This is a genomic window from Streptacidiphilus jeojiense, assembly GCF_000719095.1.
In the GTDB taxonomy this organism is placed as follows: Bacteria; Actinomycetota; Actinomycetes; order Streptomycetales; family Streptomycetaceae; genus Streptacidiphilus; species Streptacidiphilus jeojiensis.
The window spans coordinates 138,077-157,069 of sequence record NZ_JOEH01000009.1 but is presented as its reverse complement, the minus strand read 5'-3'; the positions used below and the strand labels follow the sequence as shown (position 1 = coordinate 157,069).

Genomic DNA, 18,993 nt, shown 5'->3' with positions numbered 1-18,993 from the left:
CGTTCGGCACGGCGGCGCGAACCTTCCGGTCGAGTTGCCGCATGGATTCCTGGGACCGGCGGCCCTCCGGCGCGACGATCCGGGGGTGATGTCACGACGCTGCCCCCTTGGAGTCCCGAGATGACGCAGTCCCGTCTGGAAGCCGCCCTGCCGTTGACCCCTCTGCAGCACGGAATGCTGTTCCATGCGCTCTACGAGGACGAGGGAGTGGACGCCTACACCGTCCAGGTGGCCTTCGACCTGCGTGGACCCCTCGGCGAGGCGGAGCTGCGCGGCGCCCTGGAGCGGCTGCTGGCCCGGCACGCGGTGCTGCGGGCCGGGTTCCAGCTGCGCAAGTCCGGCGAGCCGGTGCAGTTGATCAGCCGGTCGGTGGAGCTTCCCTGGCAGGAGGCGGACCTGCGGGGGCTGGACGAGGCGGCGCAGCGACGGGAGCTCGACCGCTACCGGACGGACGAGCGCGCCCGGCGGTTCGACCTGGCCCGTCCCCCGCTGCTGCGGGCCGGGGTGCTGCGCCTCGCGGAGCAGCGGCGCGTCCTGGTGCTCACCTACCATCACATCCTGCTGGACGCCTGGTCGTTCCAGCAGGTGCTGCAGGAGCTGTTCGCGCTCTGCCGCCCCGGGGCCGACCCCGCCGAGCTGGCACCGGTGGTGCCGTTCCGGCGGTACCTGGCCTGGCTGGAGGCGCAGGACCGGGAGGCCGCCGGGGACGCCTGGGCCTCGGCCTTCGCCGGATTCGAGACGCCCACGCTGGTGGCGCGCGGGCGGACGGCGGGCCGTGGCCCGCAGGCGCTGCCCCGGCTCGCCACGGCCGACCTGTCCGAGGAGCTGACGGCGGCGCTGCGCCGCACGGCACGGGCTGCGGGACTGACCGTCAACACCGTGGTCCAGGGGGCGTGGGCGCTGCTGCTGGCCGGACTGACCGGCACCTCGGACGTCGCCTTCGGCCAGACCGTCTCCGGTCGGCCGCCGGAGCTGGACGGGGTGGAGGAGATCGTCGGCCTGCTGATCGGGGCCGCCCCGGTGCGGGTGCTGATGGATCCCAACGAGACGCTGACCGAGCTGCTGTCGCGGATCCAGCACGAGCAGGCGGAGCTGGAGCCGCACCACCACCTGGGCCTGTCGGAGATCCAGCGCCGGGTCGGCCTCGGCGACCTCTACGACAGCACGGTCGCCTTCGTCAACGCGCCGTCCGGTGCCGCCGGCCCCGACACCGCCACCGACACCGACACGCCGACCGACGCAGCCTTCCGGGTCGACGGCACCGCGGTGCGCTTCCTCGCCGACGCCGGCGAGCAGAACGGCACAGCGACCGGCTCCACCCACTACCCCCTCAACCTCACCGCCGGCGTCGGCCGTTCGCTGCGGCTCGCGCTCAGCCACCAGACCGACCTCTTCGACGCGCTGGACGCCGACCGGCTGCTCGGCCGGCTGCGCTCGCTGCTGACGGTCTTCGCGACCGAACCCGCGACGCTCGTCGGCCGGATCCCGCTGCTGGCCGAGGACGAGCTGGAGCAGGTGCTGTCCAAGTGGAACGACACCGAGCAGCAGCTGCCGGAGCAGCTGACGCTGCCGGACCTCTTCCGAGCCCAGGTGGCACGCACCCCGCAGGCCACCGCTGCCGTCTTCGACGGGAAGGAGCTGAGCTATGCCGAGTTCGCGGAACGCGTCGAGCAGCTGGTGTTCGTGCTGCGCGCACGGGGGGTGGGCGCAGGCGACCGGGTGGCCGTCGCCCTCCACCGGTCGGTCGAGCTGGTCGTGGCGCTGCACGCGGTGCTGGAGGCGGGCGCGACCTACCTCCCCGTCGACCCCGACTACCCGGCCGAGCGCATCGGCTGGATCATGGAGGACGCGAGCCCCGCACTGGTGGTGACGAACGGTCAGGTGGCCGCGGCGCTGCCGGGCGCACTGCCGCTGCTGCTGCTCGACGCGCCGCTGCCGGTCGCCCCGGCCGACGGCGGCGTCCCCGGGGCGGGCGAGGGCGCCGGGCGGCGCGGGCCGCTGCCCGGTGACGCCGCCTACCTGCTGTTCACCTCCGGCTCGACCGGACGGCCGAAGGGCGTGGTCGTCCCGCACCGGGCGATCGTCAACAACCTGCGCTGGATGCAGAACCGGTTCGCGCTGGACGGCCGGGACCGGGTGCTGCTGAAGACCTCCGCGGGCTTCGACACCTCGTTCTGGGAACTGCTCTGGCCGCTGCAGACCGGGGCCACGCTGGTGATAGCCGCCCCGGGCGGCCACCGCGATCCGGCCTACCTCACCGGGCTGATCGAACGCGAGTCGGTCACCACGGTGCAGTTCGTCCCCTCCATGCTGCAGGCCTTCCTGCTGGAGGCGGACGCCGATCGGTGCCGGAGCCTGCGTCAGGTGATCTGCTGCGGCGAGGCGCTGTCGCCGGAGACCCGCGACCGCTTCCGGGCCGGGTTCGACGCCGAACTGCACAACCTCTACGGGCCCACCGAGGCCGCGGTCTCGATCACCGGCGGCGACGACCTCACCCTGGCGGCGGAGAACGCCCCGGTCACCATCGGACGGCCGATCTGGAACTCCCGGACCTACGTCCTCGACGAGGCGCTGCGCCCGGTGCCGCCCGGCGTCGCGGGCGAGCTGTACCTGGCCGGGCGGCAGCTGGCCGACGGCTACCTGGGCCGGCCCGGGCTCACCGCGGAGCGCTTCGTCGCCGACCCGTACGGGGAGCCGGGCAGCCGGATGTACCGGACCGGCGACGTGGTGCGCTGGACCGAGGACGGCGAGCTCGACTACCTCGGCCGCACCGACGGGCAGGTCAAACTGCGCGGCCAGCGGATCGAGCTGGGCGAGATCCAGACGGCGCTGACCCGGCACCCCTCGGTGGCCCAGGCCGCGGTCGTGGTGCGGGAGACGGCCGGCGGCGCCAAGCAGCTGGTGGGCTACGTGGTCGCGGAGCCGGGGGCGGAGCTGGACCGGGCCGGGTTGCTGGCCCACGCGGCCGCCACCCTGCCCGACTACATGATCCCCTCGATCCTGGTCGACCTGGCCGAGCTCCCGCTGACCCCCAACGGCAAGTTGGACCGCAAGGCGCTGCCCGCGCCGGTCGCCACCACCGTCGCCGCCGGGCGGCCGCCGATGGGACCGACCGAGACCGAGCTGGCCCGGCTGTTCGCCGAGGTGCTCTACGGCGCCGAGGCGGACCAGCACTCCGTCGGGGCCGAGGACAGCTTCTTCGAGCTCGGCGGCGACTCGATCACCTCGATCCAGCTGGTGGCCAGGGCCCGCCAGGCCGAGCTGCCGTTCACGCCCAAGGACGTGTTCACCCACCGGACGGTGGCGGCGCTGGCCCGGATCGCCGGGACGGCGGCGCCGGTCGAGACCGAGGCTGCCGACGCGGGCACCGGAGCGCTGCCGGCCACCCCGATCATGCACTGGCTGGCCGAACACTCGGGGCCCAAGCACGACTTCGCCCAGGCGACCCTGCTGACGGTGCCGTCCGCCCTGGGGACCGACCGGCTGACGACCGCGGTGCAGGCGCTGCTCGACCGGCACGACGCCCTCCGGCTCCGGGCAGCCGTCCCCGACAGGGACCGGGTCGGCTGGACGCTCGATGTCGCGCCGGCCGGGGCGCTGCGGGCCTGGGACTGCGTGCGCCGGGTGGCCGCCGAGGGGCTCGACCAAGACGCCCTGACCGCCCTGATCGCGACCGAGACCGCCCGCTCACGCGGTGAACTCGACCCGGAACTGCGGCAGTTGCTGCGCGTCGTGTGGTTCGACGCGGGACCGGCGGAGGGGCGGCTGCTGCTGGTCGCGCACCACCTGGCCGTGGACGAGGTCTCCTGGCGCACCCTGGTACCGGATCTGCGCCAGGCCTGGGAGGCCGCCGTCCGCGGCGTCGCACCAGTCCTCGCCCCGGTGGGCACCTCGCTGCGCACCTGGGCGCACCAACTCGCCGAGGCGGCCGCCGATCCGTCCCGGGTCGCCGAACTTCCGTTCTGGCAGAGGCTTCTGACCAGCGGGGACGCTCCGCTGACGGCCCGGGCGCTGGACCCCGCCACCGACGTGAACGGCAGCGCCCGGTCGCTCTCCTGGACACTGCCGCCGGAGCAGGCCGGGCCGCTGCTCAGCGCGCTGCCCACGGCGTACCGGTCGGGTGTGGAGGAGGTGCTGCTCACCGGGTTGGCGCTGGCGGTGCAGCGTTGGCGGCCCACGGGTCGGGAGGAGGCGGCGGCGGGCGCTCCGGCTCCGGGTCCGGCTCCGGGTCCGGCTCCGGGTCCGGCTCGGGGTCCGGCTCCGGCTCCGGGTCCGGGTCTGCTGGTGGATCTGGAGGGCCACGGCCGGCAGGAGATCGGTGCCGGTGACCCGGGCTCGGACCTGTCCCGTACCGTCGGCTGGTTCACCGACCTGCGCCCGGTCCGGCTGGATCCGGGCGCTGACGGCCCCGACGGCGACGGCGGGGCGGTCGGGCCCGGCGCGGCGTTGAAGCGGGTGAAGGAGCAGCTGCGTGCGCTGCCCGACCACGGGATCGGCTACGGGCTGCTGCGCCGGCTGAACCCGGAGACGGCGCCGGTGCTGGCCGCGCTGCCACAGCCGCAGATCGGCTTCAACTACCTGGGCCGCAGCGGCACGGTGAAGGCCGGTGCCCTGACAGCCAACACCTGGGGTCCGGCACCGGAGAGCGCCGAGCTGGGTCCGATGGCGCATCCGCAGCTGTCGTTGGCGCACCCGCTGGAGGTGACCGCGGCCGCGGCGGACTCGCCCGCCGGTCCGGTCCTGCAGTTGCAGCTGACCTGGCCGGACGCACTGCTCCCGGAGCAGGAGGCACAGGACCTCGGCGCCGCCTGGCTGGACGCGCTGCGCGAGCTGGCCGTCCACGCCGGATCCGCCCAGGCCGGCGGGCTGACGCCGTCCGACGTGCTGCCGGCCGTCCTTGGCCAGTCGGAACTGGAGGGCTTCGAGGCCGCGGAGTCCGCGCAGGACCGACGGGTGAGCGACGTCTGGCCGCTGACCCCGATGCAGGAGGGCCTGCTCTTCCACAACCGCTACCGTCCGGAGGTGCCCGACGTCTACCAGATGCAGCTGGTGCTGGACCTGGAGGGACCGGTGGACGGCGAGGCGCTGCACCGGGCCTGCCAGACGCTGGTCGACCGGCACGCCTCGCTGCGCGCCGCCTTCCGGTCCGACGGGTCCGGGAACCCGGTGCAGCTGATCGTCGAAGGCGTCCGCCTCCCCTGGAGCGAGCTGGCGGTGGACGAGGGGGCAGCGGTCGCGTTCCTGGCCGAGGACCGGCTGCGCCGCTTCGACCCCGAGGCGGCTCCGCTGCTGCGCGGGACCCTGCTGCGGTTGGCGGCGGACCGGTGCCGACTCGTGTTGACGCTGCATCACATTCTGGTGGACGGCTGGTCGCTGCCGCTGCTGGTGGGCGAGTTGAGTGCGCTGGTCGCCGGCACGGCGCCGGCCGCAGCGGCGGAGCCGGTCCGGCCGTACCACGCCTGGCTGGCCGGGCAGGACCGTCCGGCCGCCGCGGCGGCCTGGGCCGCGGCCCTGGCCGGTCTGGACGGCCCCACGCTGGTCGCGCCCGGGGTCGACGCGGCCGCGCTGCCCACGTTGCCGCAGCGGCGCACGGCCGAACTGCCGCAGCAACTGACGCAACAGCTGACCCGGCTGGCCCGTTCCAGCGGAACCACCGTCAACACCGTGGTCCAGCTGGCCTTCGCGGCACTGCTGGGCGAGGCGACCGGGCGACGTGACGTGGTCTTCGGCGCGACGGTCTCGGTCCGTCCGCCGGAGCTGCCGGGTGTGGAGTCGATGGTCGGCCTGCTGCTGAGCACGGTCCCGGTGCGGGTGCGCCTGGACGGCGCCGACTCCGTCACCGGCCTGCTCCGTCAGGTGGCGCGTCAGCAGGCGGAGTTGGCTCCGCACACGCATCTGGGCGCGGTGGCGGTGCAGCGCGCCGCGGGCCTCGGCCCGCTCTACGACGCGTCGATGGTCTTCGAGAACTACCCGCAGGACGAGACCCGGCCGGCGACGCCCCCCGGGGCCGGCCCGCGGATCACCGGCCTGTCCGGCACCGACGCCTACCACTACGCGCTGAAGCTCACCGCGGCACCGGGTGAGCGGCTGCTGCTGGCGCTCGACCATCGGCCGGAGGCCGTCTCCGCCGAGGAGGCGGGGCAGCTGCTGGACCGGTTGCAGGGGCTGCTGGCGGGCTTCGCCGCCGCCCCGGGGGAGCCGGTCGGCGGGCTGCCGGAGGACGGTCGGGTGCGGGAAGTGGCCGCTCTGGCCGGGGAGTTGCTCGGTCGGGCGGTGGCGCCGGACGAGGACCTGTTCGCGGCCGGGCTGGACTCCGTCGGGGCGCTCCGGCTCGCCGGGCGGATCGGCGCTCGGTTCGGCATGCAGTTCGGGGCGGCTCCCGACGTCCGGACCGTCTTCCGCTGCCGCACGGCCGAGCGTCTGGCGGGGGCGACAGTCAAGGGCTGAACCACGGCAGTTGAACCACGGCAGCAGAGCAGCCGGGCACCGTTACGGTGCCCGGCTGCTCTGCTGTGTCCGGGGCCCGTTCCCGTTCCTGTTCCCGCCCTCGTTCCCGTTCCCGTTCCCGCTCAGGGGCCCGTTCCTGCCCCGTTCCCGTTTCGTTCCCGGCAGATTCCCTTCCGGCGCCGTCCGTTCCTGCCGAACGGTATTGCCGGGAACGAAACGGGAATTGCCGGGACGCTGCCTGGGTCGGGCTCCGGGCGACTGCCAGCATGAAGGAGAAGAAAAAACCACCCCCGAAAAAGATCCCCAGGGAAATGGAGTCGGCCATGCGCGTCGTTCTGATATCCGGGGCGTCCAGCGGTATCGGCGCAGCCACCGCCACCCGTTTCGCCGAGGCCGGCGACCGGGTCTACAACCTGGACGTCCGGCCGCCGGCCGCGGCCGCGCCGGGCGTCACCTGGCTGGCCACCGACGTCGCCAACTGGGCCGCCGTGGAGGAGGCCGTCGCCGGTGTCCACCGCGAGCACGGGCGCCTGGACGTCGTGATCGCCAACGCCGGCATCAGCATCCGCCACCACGTGCTCGAAACCACCTGGGCCGAGGCCCGGCAGGTGGTGGACGTGAACCTGCTGGGGGTGTTCGCCCTGTGGCAGGCCTCGGCCCGCCGGATGGTCGCCCAGGGCGGCGGCGTGCTGCTGGCCACCGCCTCCGTCAACGGCCACCGCGGCTTCCCGCACTACGCCGACTACAACGCCACCAAGGCCGGCATCGCGGCGCTGTGCCGCACCTTCGCCCTGGAACTGAGCCCCGTGGTGCGGGTCGCCTGCGTCTCCCCCGGCGCGGTGCTGACCCCCATGCAGCTGGCCGAGTACAGCCCGGAGATGCTCGCCGCGGTGAACGAGCGGATCCCCGCCGGGCGGCACGCCCGACCTGCGGAGATCGCGGCCGCCTTCTTCTACCTGGCCTCGGCCGAGGCCGCCTTCCTGACCGGCCAGGAACTCGTCATCGACGGCGGCGAGATCGCCGGCTCCACCACATCCGACTTCGGCGCGGCGGTTCCGCAGGGCTCCCTCGTCAGCTGAGCACCGACTGAGCACCCGACTGAGCACCCGACTGGGCATCCGACTGAGCACCCATACGACACCGGAGATTCTCATGCTCACATACAGTCAAGTTTCCACTCCGTGCACGAATGGTTCACGAGTTCCCTCGTACATGCTGAACGAGGCCGAGATAGACGACATCCTGGACCGGGTGCAGGAGTTCACCGAGACCGGGATCTCGCCGATCGAGCCGGACTTCTACCGGAAGTTCGACCGGGCCCAGGAACTGCTGCCGCCCCGGCTGCTCCGCTTCCTGGAGCAGTTCCGCGACGACCCGGCCGCCACCGTCTGCCAGGTGCACGGCTTCCCGATCGACGACGCCGAGGTCGGTCCGACCCCGATGCACTGGGAGCGACCCGAGGGGTGCTCCGCCACCCTGCAGTCGGATATCTACCTGGCCATGTGCGGCTCCGCGCTCGGCGACCCCTTCGCCTGGGCGACGCTGCAGTACGGCCGGATGATCCAGGACATCTTCCCGATCCGCGGCGACGAGCGCCGCGAGAGCGGCCACGGCAGCGAGGGCTTCCTCTCCTTCCACACCGACGACGCCTTCCGGCCCGACTCCGCCGACTACCTGCTGCTGTTCGGGATCCGCAACATCGACGTGGTGCCGACCTTCGTCGCCGCCGTCCGCGACGCCGAACTGAGCGAGTACGACCGGGAGGTGCTGTCGGAGCCCCGGTTCCACATCGTCCCGGACGACGAGCACATCCGGCAGTTGGAACTGCGGGCCCCGGGCGACCCCGCCCTGGAGCGGGCGATCGCGATGCGCGACCGGCCGAAGTCGGTCCCGGTGCTCTTCGACGACCCGGCCAACCCGCACGTCCGGCTGGACGTCCCGTTCATGCGCTGCCTCGGGGACGACCCGGCGGCCGAGCGGGCGCTGTCCCGGCTCCGGTCCGAGCTGGACCGGGTGCGGCGACCGCTGGTGGCGGCCCCCGGCACGCTGCTGATCCTCGACAACCGGAGCGTGGCCCACGCCCGCGACTCCTTCACCGCCCACTACGACGGCACCGACCGGTGGCTCCGCAAGATCATCGTCAGCCGGGACCTGGGCGCGCACGGCGCCGACCCGCTCCAGCGGGTGCGGCTCTAGCCGGCAGTCCGGCACACCAGCCCCGCAGCACCAGCCCTGAGCACAGCCCCACGGCACAGATCCACAGGACAGACCCACAGCACCAGCTCCTCCCCTACCCCCGTCAGTTGCACAGATCATCAGGAAAGGGACCGACGACATGAACGCGCCCACCCAGCAGGACCGGACCGCACGCGAGGCTCTGCTGCGTGAGCTGTTCGCAGCGGTCCTCGAACTCGACGTCACCGAGATCGACGCCGACTCCAGCTTCTTCGAGCTGGGCGGCGACTCGATCACCTCGATCGAACTGGTGGCCAAGGCCCACGCGGCCGGCCTCGCCCTGGAGTACCGGCACGTCTTCGAGGGCGAGACCCCGGCCGCGCTGGCCGAGGCGGCACAGGACGTGGTCGCGGAGGACGCCTTCGTCGCCGCGGACGGTCCGCTGGTACGGCTGGACGAGGCCGAGTACGCCGAACTCACCGCCGGTCACGGCCCGGTGGAGGACGTCTGGCCGGTCACCCCGTTGCAGGAGGGCCTGCTCTTCCACTCCGTCTACGACGAGCGGCAGGCCGACCCCTACCTGGTGCAGGCGCCGCTGGTGCTGTCGGGCGCGGTCGACTCCGGACGGCTCCGGGCGGCGTTCGAGGCCCTGCTGCAGCGGCACGCCGGGCTGCGCGCCGGCTTCGTGATGCGCCGGTCCGGCCAGCCGGTCCAGGTGATCCGGGCTTCGGTGGAACTGCCCTGGCAGGAGCAGGACCTGAGCGGCCTGGCGGAGCAGCCGCGCCGGGAGCGGATCGCCGAGCTGCTGCGGGTGGACCGTCTGGAGCGCTTCGACCCGGCCCGTCCGCCGCTGCTGCGGGCGCTGCTGCTGCGGGTGGCCTCCGACCAGCATCTGCTGGTGCTGACCAGCCATCACATCATCTGGGACGGCTGGTCGATGGCCCGTGCCCTGGACGAGGTGTCCCGCCTCTACGCGGCGGACGGGGATGGCGACGGGGATGCCGACAGGGATGGTGACGGCGACGCCACGGTGCCGCTGCCGGAGGTGGTGCCGTTCCGCACCTATCTGAGCTGGCTGGCGGCGCAGGACCGGGAGGCGAGCCTGGCCGCCTGGGGCGAGGCGCTGGCCGGGCTGGAGGAGCCGACCCTGGTCGCCCCCGGCGCCGGGTCCACGCTGTCCGCGCTGCCGGCCCGGGTGGTGGGCTCCCTGGACGAGGAGACCACGGCGCGGGTCACCGCCTCGGTCCGGGCCCAGGGCCTGACCATGAACACCCTGCTCCAGGGCGCCTGGGCGATGCTGCTCGGCACCCTCACTCGACGCCAGGACGTGGTCTTCGGCGCCACCGTCTCCGGCCGCCCACCGGAGCTGCCAGGGGTGGAGCAGGTGGTCGGACTGCTGATCAACACCGTCCCGGTCCGGGTCTCGCTGAATCCGACGCAGCCGGTGGGCGCGCTGCTGGCCGGGATCCAGGAGCAGCAGGCCGCGCTGACGCCGCACCACCACCTGAGCCTGGCTGCGATCCAGCGGCAGTCCGGCTTCGACGAGCTGTTCGACACCCACACCGGCTTCGAGAACTTCGCGGCCGACGCCGCCTCGGGCGGGCTGTGGGAGGCCGGCTTCCTCCGCGGCGAGCAGCTCGACCTGCTGCCGGAGGAGGCCCAGGAGAGCCGCGGTTTCGGCCACTTCCCGCTCACCCTGGTCGTCTTCCCCGGCCCTGAGCTGCGGATCGAGCTGAGCTACCGTCAGGACGTCTTCGAGGCCGGGTTCGTGCAGGGGCTGGTGGACTGCCTGAAGCAGCTGATGACGGTCCTGGCCGTGGAGCCGGAGCGGATGGTGGCCCAGGTCCCGCTGCTCTCGGCGCCGCAGCTGGACCGGGTGCTGCGGGAGTGGAACACCACCGAGGAGCCGCCGGCCCCGGCCACCCTGGCCCAGCTGTTCGAGGCGCAGGTCGCCCGCAGCGGCGACGCCGTCGCGCTGCTCAGCGAGTCCACCGAGATCAGCTACAACGAGCTCAACGAGGCGGCCAACCGCCTGGCCCACCATCTGGCCGCCGAACACGGCGTCGGTCCGGGCACCCGGGTGGCGGTGGGGCTGCCGCGCGGCACCGACTGGGTCACCGCCGTGCTCGCCGTCACCAAGACCGGCGCCACCTTCGTCCCGGTCGATCTGGCCTTCCCGCTCGACCGCATCGAGCTGATCCTCGCCGACGCCCGGCCCGCGGCCCTGATCACCACCGGCCGGACCCCGCTGGCGCACGGAACCGCCGTCCCGCAGGTGCTGCACCTGGACGACCCGGTCCTCCGGGAGGCGCTGGGCCACCGGCCGACGACCGACCCGGTGCCGGGGATCGACCCCGCGCAGAGCGCCTACCTGATCTACACCTCCGGCTCCACCGGCGTCCCCAAGGGCGTCGACGTCACCCACCTCGGCCTGGCCGGCCTGACCCACAGCCTGGCGACCCGGCTGCGGATCACCGCCGACAGCGCGGTGCTGCAGTTCTCCTCCCCGAGCTTCGACGCCATCGTCATGGAACTGGGCATGTCGCTGCTGTCCGGTGCGCGGCTGGTGCTCGCCCCCGGCGAGTCCCGGCTGCCCGGCGAGCAGCTGGTCGAACTCATCGCCCGGCACCGGGTCTCGCACATGTTCATCGTCCCGTCGCTGCTGGCCGCGATCGACCCGGCCGCCGTGCCGACACTGACCACGCTGGCGGTCGGCGCCGAGGCGCTGCCGCCGGCGCTGCTGGAGCGCTGGGCGCCCGGCCGCCGCTTCCACAACGTGTACGGGCCCACCGAGACCACGGTCATCATCACCGCCTCCGAGCCGCTGAACGCCGGGGACCTGCCGGTGATCGGCCGGCCCATCGCCGGGGCCCGCCTCTACGTCCTGGACCCGTTCCTGCGCCCGGTCCCGCCCGGCTTCACCGGGGAGCTCTACATCGCCGGGCCCGGCGTCACCCGCGGCTACGTCAACGATCCCGGGCTGACCCTGGCCGCCTTCGCGGCCTGCCCGTTCGGCGCCCCCGGGGAGCGCATGTACCGCAGCGGGGACCTGGTCCGCTGGACCGCGGACGGACAACTGGAGTTCGTCGGCCGCGCCGACCACCAGGTGAAGCTGCACGGCTTCCGGATCGAGCTCGGCGAGATCGAGGCCACCCTCAGCAGCCACCCGCAGGTGGGCCAGGCCGTCGTGCTGGTCCGCGAGGACCAGCCCGGGACCAAGCGCCTGGTGGCCTACCTCGTCCCGAACGGTGAGGCCCCGCAGGCGGACGCGCTGCGCGAGCACCTGGCCGCAACCCTGCCGCACTACATGGTCCCGGCGGCCTTCGTCCTGCTGGACGCCTTCCCGGCCACCGTCACCGGCAAGCTGGACCGCAAGGCCCTGCCCGCACCGGAGTTCAGCGGCAGCGCCGACGGCCGGGCCCCGCGCGACGACCGCGAGCGGCTGCTCTGCTCGCTGGTCGGCGACCTGCTCGGGGTGGACCGGGTCGGCATCGACGACAGCTTCTTCGAACTGGGCGGCGACTCCATCAGCTCGATCCAGCTCGCGGCACGGGCCAATGACGCCGGGCTGTCCCTCGCCCCGCGCGACGTCTTCGAGTGCAAGACCGTGGCCCGGCTCGCCGAGCGGGCGACCGACGCCGAGCCGGCTGCCGAGGCCCCCGCCCCGAGCGGACCGCTGGTGCCGCTGGACGACCACGAGTACGCCGAACTCACCGCCGGCCACGGCCCGGTGGAGGAGATCCTGCCGCTGGCCCCGCTGCAGCACGGACTGCTGTTCCACGCCCTCTACGAGGGCGCCGACGACGGAACCGGACCCGGCGACGTCTACGTCGGGCAGATCCCGCTGCTGGTCGAGGGCGAGCTGGAGGCGGGCCGGCTGCGCGCCGCCTTCCAGAGCCTGCTGGACCGGCATGCCGCGCTGCGGGCCGGCTTCACCGTCCGCAGCGGCGGCGAACCGGTCCAGATCATCGCCGGCAGCGTGCCGATCCCCTGGGCCGAGCACGACCTCTCCGACCTGGACGACGACCTGCGGCAGGCGCGGATCCGTGAACTCCTGGCCGCCGACCGGGCCACCCGCTTCGACGTCGCCCGGCCCCCGCTGGTCCGGGTGACCCTGGTCCGGCTGGCGCCGCGGCAGCACGTGCTGCTGATCACCGGTCACCACATCGTCTGGGACGGCTGGTCGATGACCCGCGCGATCGGCGACGTGCTGGCCCACTACGAGGCCGACGGCGCGCCCGGGGCGCTTCCCGAACCGGTCCCCTACCGCCGCTACCTGGACTGGCTCAGCAGCCAGGACGCCGACGCCGCGCTCGACGCATGGGCCGACCACCTGGCCGGCCTGGACGAGCCGACGCTGGCGGCGCCCGGCGCCTCCTCCGAGCTGCCGGTGCTGCCGGTCCGGGTGGTGACCTCGCTGGACCGGGAGGGCACCGAGCGGCTGTCAGCCGCGGCACGGTCCCGGGGGCTGACCGGGAACACCCTGGTGCAGGGCGGTTGGGCGCTGCTGCTCGCCTCGCTCACCGGCCAGCAGGACGTCGTCTTCGGGGCCACCGTGTCGGGGCGCCCGCCGGAGATCCCCGGCGTCGAGGACCTGGTCGGCCTGCTCATCAACACCGTCCCGGTCCGGGTCGCACTGGACCCCGCGCAGACCCTGACCGACCTGCTCACCGCGGTCCAGGACCAGCAGGCCGCGCTCACCCCGCACCACCACACCGGGCTGCCCGCGATCCTGCGCCGCACCGGCCACACCGAACTCTTCGACACCTCGATCGTCTTCCAGAACGCGCCCTGGGACGACGACACCCTGCGCACCGCCACGCTGAGCCTGCGGCCGCTGGAGCAGGCGGGCGAGCATTCTGGCGGGCAGGCAGGCGAACAGGCAGGCGGCGGCTTCACCCACTTCCCGCTCAGCCTGGACGTCTTCCCCGGCCCCGAGCTGCGGGTGGAGGTCAGCTACCGGCCCGACCTGTTCGACGCCGACGCCGCGCTGCGGCTGGCCGAGCGCCTCAAGCGGGTGCTGCTGGCCTTCGCCGACGACCCGGACCAGCTGGTCGGGCGGGTGTCGCTGCTGTCCGAGGAGGAGCAGGCGCGGCTGGAGGCCTGGAGCGCGACCGCGGGCCAGAGCCCCGACTCCACCCTGCCGCGGCTCTTCGAGGACCAGGTCAGGGCCACCCCCGAGGAGACCGCGCTGGTGGTCGGCGGCCGCTCGCTCAGCTACGCCGAACTGAACCGCGAGGCCAACCGGCTGGCCCACCGGCTGATCGCCCGGGGCGCCGGCACCGACGACCTGGTCGCGGTGATGCTGCCGCGGTCCGCGGACGCGGTGGTCGCCGTCCTCGGCATCCTCAAGGCCGGCTGCACCTACCTGCCGACCGAGCTGAGCTGGCCCCGGGAGCGCATCAGCGGGCTGCTGGCCGACGTCCGGCCGGTGGTGGTGGTCACCGACGCCGCCACCGAGGCCCAGGTGCCGGACGGGTCCGGCGCGTGGACGGTGCTGCGGATCGAGGACGTCAGCGTGGCTGAAGACGCGGCACAGGACCCCGAAGCCCAGGACCCCGACGACGGCGACCGGTTGCGGCCGCTGCTCCCCGCCCACCTCGCCTATGTGATTCACACCTCCGGGTCCACCGGCCGTCCCAAGGGCGTGGCGGTGACCCACCGCAACATCGTCAACATGTTCCACGCGCAGAACAACGGCTACATGCTGCCGACCGCCGCCGAGGCTGGTGTCCGCAGGCTCAAGGTCGCGCTGGTGTCGGGCTTCGGCTTCGACGCCGCCTGGGCCGACCTGCTGCGCATGGTCGCCGGGCACGAGCTGCACCTGATCGAGGAGGACCTGCGCCGCGACGCGCAGGGGCTGATCGCCTACGCGGCCCGGCACGGCATCGACTCACTGAGCGTCACTCCGATGCACGCCACCCAGCTGCTGGCGGCCGGCCTGATGGAGGTCCCCGGCTACCGGCCGCGGCTGATCTCGCTCGGCGGCGAACTGGTCGACCCGGGGCTGTGGACCGAGCTCGGCACCGGCCCCGTCCCGGCCTACAACTTCTACGGGCCCACCGAGTGCACCGTGGACTCCACCTACAGCCGCATCGCCGGCGACGTGACCAGCAGGATCGGACGACCGGTCGAGAACGCCCAGTGCTACGTGCTGGACCCGTCGCTGCGCCCGGTCCCGCCGGGGGCACCCGGCGAGCTGTACATCGCCGGCGCCGGGCTGAGCCGCGGCTACGTCAACCGGTCGGCGCTGACCGCGGAGCGCTTCGTCGCCTCCCCGTTCAGCGCGACGGGCGAGCGCATGTACCGCACCGGTGACCTGGTGCGCTGGACCCCGGACGGCGAGCTCGAGTTCCTGGGCCGGGCGGACGAGCAGGTCAAGATCCGCGGCTTCCGGATCGAGCTCGGCGAGATCGAGACGGCGCTGCGGCGGCACCCGCAGGTGGAGGAGGCCGCGGTGGTGGCCCGCGAGGACCACCCCGGCGTCAAGCGGCTGGCCGCCTATGTGGTCCTGTCCGGCCACGCCCGGGACGGCGCGGGCCCGGACGCCGACAGCCCCGACACCGACAGTCCGGACACCGACAGCCTGCGCCGGCACCTCGCGGCGACCCTGCCCGACTTCATGATCCCGGCCGCCTTCGTGGTGCTGGCGGCCATGCCGGTCGGTGCCACCGGCAAGCTCGACCGCAAGGCACTGCCCGCACCGCAGTTCACCGGCGCCACCGACAGCCGTGCCCCCCGCAACGCCCGCGAGACGCTGCTCTGCGCGCTCTACGCCGAGGTGCTGGGGCTCGACCGGGTCGGCATCGACGACAGCTTCTTCGAGCTCGGCGGGGACTCCATCACCTCCATCCAGCTGGCCACCAGAGGACGCCGGGCCGGCGTGGTCTTCGCCCCGCGCGACGTCTTCGCCGGCAAGACCGTCGCGGCCCTGGCCGAGCTGGCGGTCGACCTGGACCAGACGGTCGAGTTCACCCCGGCCGACGGCCCGCTGCTGGAGCTGGACGAGGCCGAGTTCGCCGAACTCACCGCCGGCTACAGCCGGGTGGACGAGGTCTGGCCGGTCACCCCGCTGCAGGAGGGACTGCTCTTCCACGCGCTGTACGACAGCGACGGCACCGACCCGTACGCCATGCAGATGCCGCTGCGGCTGGAGGGCGAGCTGGACCCGGGCCGGCTGCGGGCCGCCTTCGAGGCCCTGCTGGACCGCCACCCCGCGCTGCGGGCCGGCTTCACCCTGCGGACCGGCGGCGACCCGGTGCAGATCATCCCCCGGCACACCCCGCTGCCCTGGACCGAGCACGACCTCAGCGGGCTCACCCCCGAGCGGCAGCGGGCCCGCACCGCCGAACTGCTCACCGCCGACCGCTCGGTGCGCTTCGACCCCGCCGCGCCGCCGCTGATCCGCATCGCCCTGCTGCGGCTCGGCCCCGACCAGCACGTCCTGGTGGTCACCAGCCACCACATCGTCTGGGACGGCTGGTCGATGACCCGGGCCTTCGACGAGGCGCTGCGGATCTACCGCTCCGGCGGGGACGCCGGGTCGCTGCCGCAGCCGGTGCCCTTCCGCACCTATCTGAGCTGGCTCACGGCGCAGGACCAGGAGGCCGGCCTGGCCGCCTGGGGCGAGGCGATGGCCGGGCTGGAGGAGCCGACCCTGGTCGCCCCCGGCGCCGGCACCACGCTGACCAGGCCGCCGGCCCGGGTCACCGCCGAGCTGGACGCTCCGACCGCCACCGCGCTGTCGGTCGCTGCCCGCTCCCGCGGGCTGACCACCAACACCCTGGTCCAGGGCGCCTGGGCGCTGCTGCTGTCCACACTGACCGGCCGTCAGGACGTGGTCTTCGGCGCGACCGTCTCCGGCCGCCCGCCGGAGATCCCCGGCATCGAGGACCTGGTCGGGCTGCTGATCAACACCATCCCGGTCCGGGTCACCCTGGACCCGGCCCGGACCCTCGCCGCCGTCCTCGGCGACGTGCAGGACCAGCAGGCCGCGCTCACCCCGCACCACCACACCAGCCTGCCGGCCCTGCTGCGCCGCACCGGGCACGCCGAACTCTTCGACACCGCGGTGGTGTTCCAGAACCTGGACTGGGACAACGCGACCCTGCAGTCGGAGGAGCTGCAGGTCCGCGGCTACGAGGAGGACGAGCAGCCGCCGGTCATCCACTATCCGCTGAGCCTGTCGGTGCACCCCGGCGAGGCCGGCTGGCGGCTGGAGCTCGGCTACCGGTCGGACCTCTACCGCGAGGAGGCCGTCAGCCGGCTAGCGGAGCAGCTGGAGCAGCTGCTGACGGCGCTGGCGACCGGGCTGGACCGGCGGGTCGGCGAGATCGAGCTGCTGACGCCCGCTCAGCGGGAGCTGGTGCTGCGGGAGTGGAACGGGGCGCCGGTGCCGCTGGAGCCGGCCACCATGGCGCAGCTCTTCGAGCGCCAGGTCGCCCGCGACGGCGGTGCCACCGCGCTGATCTGCGACGGCACCCAGCTCAGCTACACCGAGCTCAACGAACGCGCCAACCGCCTGGCGCACCACCTGGCTGACGCCCACGGCATCGGCCCCGACGACCGGGTCGCACTGGCCCTGCCCCGCGGCACCGACTGGATCACCACCGTCCTCGCCGTCACCAAGACCGGTGCCGCCTTCATCCCGATCGACCTCGCCTACCCCGCCGACCGGATCAACCACATCCTGGCCGACGCCCGACCCGGTCTCCTGGTCACCACCGCACAGACCGGGCTCGCACAGACGGGACCTGCACAGACGGGACCTGCACAGACCGGGCTCGCCCACCGGCGGACCCTCCACCTGGACGACCCCGAGGTCCAGAACGCCCTGGGCCACGAGCCCGCGGGCAACCCCGCCCCCGACACCCGCCGGCAGCACACCGCCTACGTCATCTACACCTCCGGCTCGACCGGAACCCCGAAGGGAGTCGCCGTCACCCACCAGGGGCTCGCCGCCCTCAGCCACGCGCAGACCACCCAGCTGAACGTCACCCCCGACAGCACCGTCCTGCAGTTCTCCTCCCCCGGCTTCGACGCCATCGTCTTCGAGTGCGCGATGGCCCTGCTGACCGGAGCGCGCCTGGTACTGGCACCGGGCGAGTCCCGGCTCCCCGGCGAGCAGCTGGTCGAGCTCATCGCCGAGCACGGCGTCACCCACGCCACGCTCATCCCCTCGGTCCTGGCCGCCCTCGACCCCGAGGCCGTGCCGACCCTGACCACCCTGGTGGTCGCCGGGGAGGCGCTGACCCGACCGCTGCTGGACCGCTGGTCCGCAGGCCGGAGCATGTTCAACGCCTACGGCCCCACCGAGACCACGATCTGGGCCACGGTGTCCCCGGACCTCCGCCCCGGGGACGCCCCGGTCATCGGCCGACCGATCGTCAACACCCAGGTGTACGTGCTCGACCAGGCCCTGCGCCCGGTCCCGCCCGGCACCACCGGCGAGCTCTACATCGGCGGCGACGGCCTGGCCCGCGGCTACGTCAACCAGCCCCGGCTGACCGCGGAACGCTTCGTCGCCTCACCGTTCGGCACACCCGGCTCGCGGATGTACCGCACCGGCGACCTCGCCCGCTGGACCGACGACGGACAGCTCGAGTTCGCCGGCCGGGCCGACGAGCAGGTCAAGATCCGCGGCTTCCGGATCGAACTCGGCGAGATCGAGACCACCCTGCGCGACCACCCCGACGTCGACCAGGCCACCGTGGTGGTCCGGGAGGACCAGCCCGGCATCAAGCGACTGGTCGCCTACCTGGTCCCGGTCCCCGGCAGTACGCCCGACCCGGAGCGGCTGCGCGAGCACCTCGGCGGGACGCTTCCCGAGTACATGGTCCCGGCCGCCTTCGTCGCCCTGGACGCCCTTCCGGTCACCATCACCGGCAAGCTCGACCGCAAGGCACTGCCCGCACCCGAGTTCACCGGCAGCGCCGACAGCCGGGCCCCGCGCACCGAGCGGGAGGAACTGCTCTGCACCCTGATCGCCGACCTCCTCGGCCTCGGCGCCCTCGGGATCGACGACAACTTCTTCGAACTCGGCGGCGACTCCATCACCTCCATCCAACTCGTGGCCCGGGCACGCAAGGCGGGACTGGTCTTCGCACCGCGCGACGTGTTCACCGCGAAGACCCCGGCCGGCATCGCGCAGGTCGCCACCGAGGCGGACGTGACCGTGCAGCCGCAGGAACGGGCGGCGGAGCCGGAGCCGGAGTCCCTGGTCGAGCTCAGCGCCGAGGAACTGGACGAGTTCGAGGAGCTGCTCCGTGTCTGACCACCACCCCCGCAGCGCCCGCCCGCCACCACGGCAAGGCGCACCACCGCACGGCGGAACCCGACCGGAACACCGAAGGCACCAAGCCCTGAACATCC

The 18,993-nt window shown here is 73.6% G+C and carries 4 protein-coding genes; all 4 read left to right on the top strand.

The genetic code is table 11. The features are described from left to right. Positions 1–120 precede the first annotated feature (120 nt). The 4 genes from IF29_RS0113170 (at position 121) to IF29_RS44820 (ending at position 18,895) form a co-directional block, all read left to right on the top strand. Entirely contained in the window at positions 121–6,447 is a 6,327-nt protein-coding gene (locus tag IF29_RS0113170) for a non-ribosomal peptide synthetase (protein ID WP_030253671.1), read from the top strand. A 323-nt stretch (positions 6,448–6,770) separates the two neighbouring features. Further along, positions 6,771–7,526 (top strand): SDR family NAD(P)-dependent oxidoreductase, encoded by a 756-nt coding sequence (locus IF29_RS0113165; protein WP_030253669.1) that lies wholly within the window; start codon positions 6,771–6,773, stop codon positions 7,524–7,526. A gap of 133 nt (positions 7,527–7,659) precedes the next feature. Next, entirely contained in the window at positions 7,660–8,643 is a 984-nt protein-coding gene (locus tag IF29_RS0113160; RefSeq protein WP_157623715.1) for a TauD/TfdA family dioxygenase, read from the top strand. A 139-nt stretch (positions 8,644–8,782) separates the two neighbouring features. Beyond that, positions 8,783–18,895, top strand: coding sequence for a non-ribosomal peptide synthetase (locus IF29_RS44820; protein ID WP_051725255.1), 10,113 nt, complete (start codon positions 8,783–8,785; stop codon positions 18,893–18,895). Positions 18,896–18,993 lie beyond the last annotated feature (98 nt).

Coding starts and splice junctions, on each gene's coding strand:
- IF29_RS0113170 (WP_030253671.1), top strand. CDS start 121: ATGACGCAGTCCCGTCTGGAAGCCGCCCTGCCGTTGACCCCTCTGCAG.
- IF29_RS0113160 (WP_157623715.1), top strand. CDS start 7,660: ATGCTGAACGAGGCCGAGATAGACGACATCCTGGACCGGGTGCAGGAG.
- IF29_RS0113165 (WP_030253669.1), top strand. CDS start 6,771: ATGCGCGTCGTTCTGATATCCGGGGCGTCCAGCGGTATCGGCGCAGCC.
- IF29_RS44820 (WP_051725255.1), top strand. CDS start 8,783: ATGAACGCGCCCACCCAGCAGGACCGGACCGCACGCGAGGCTCTGCTG.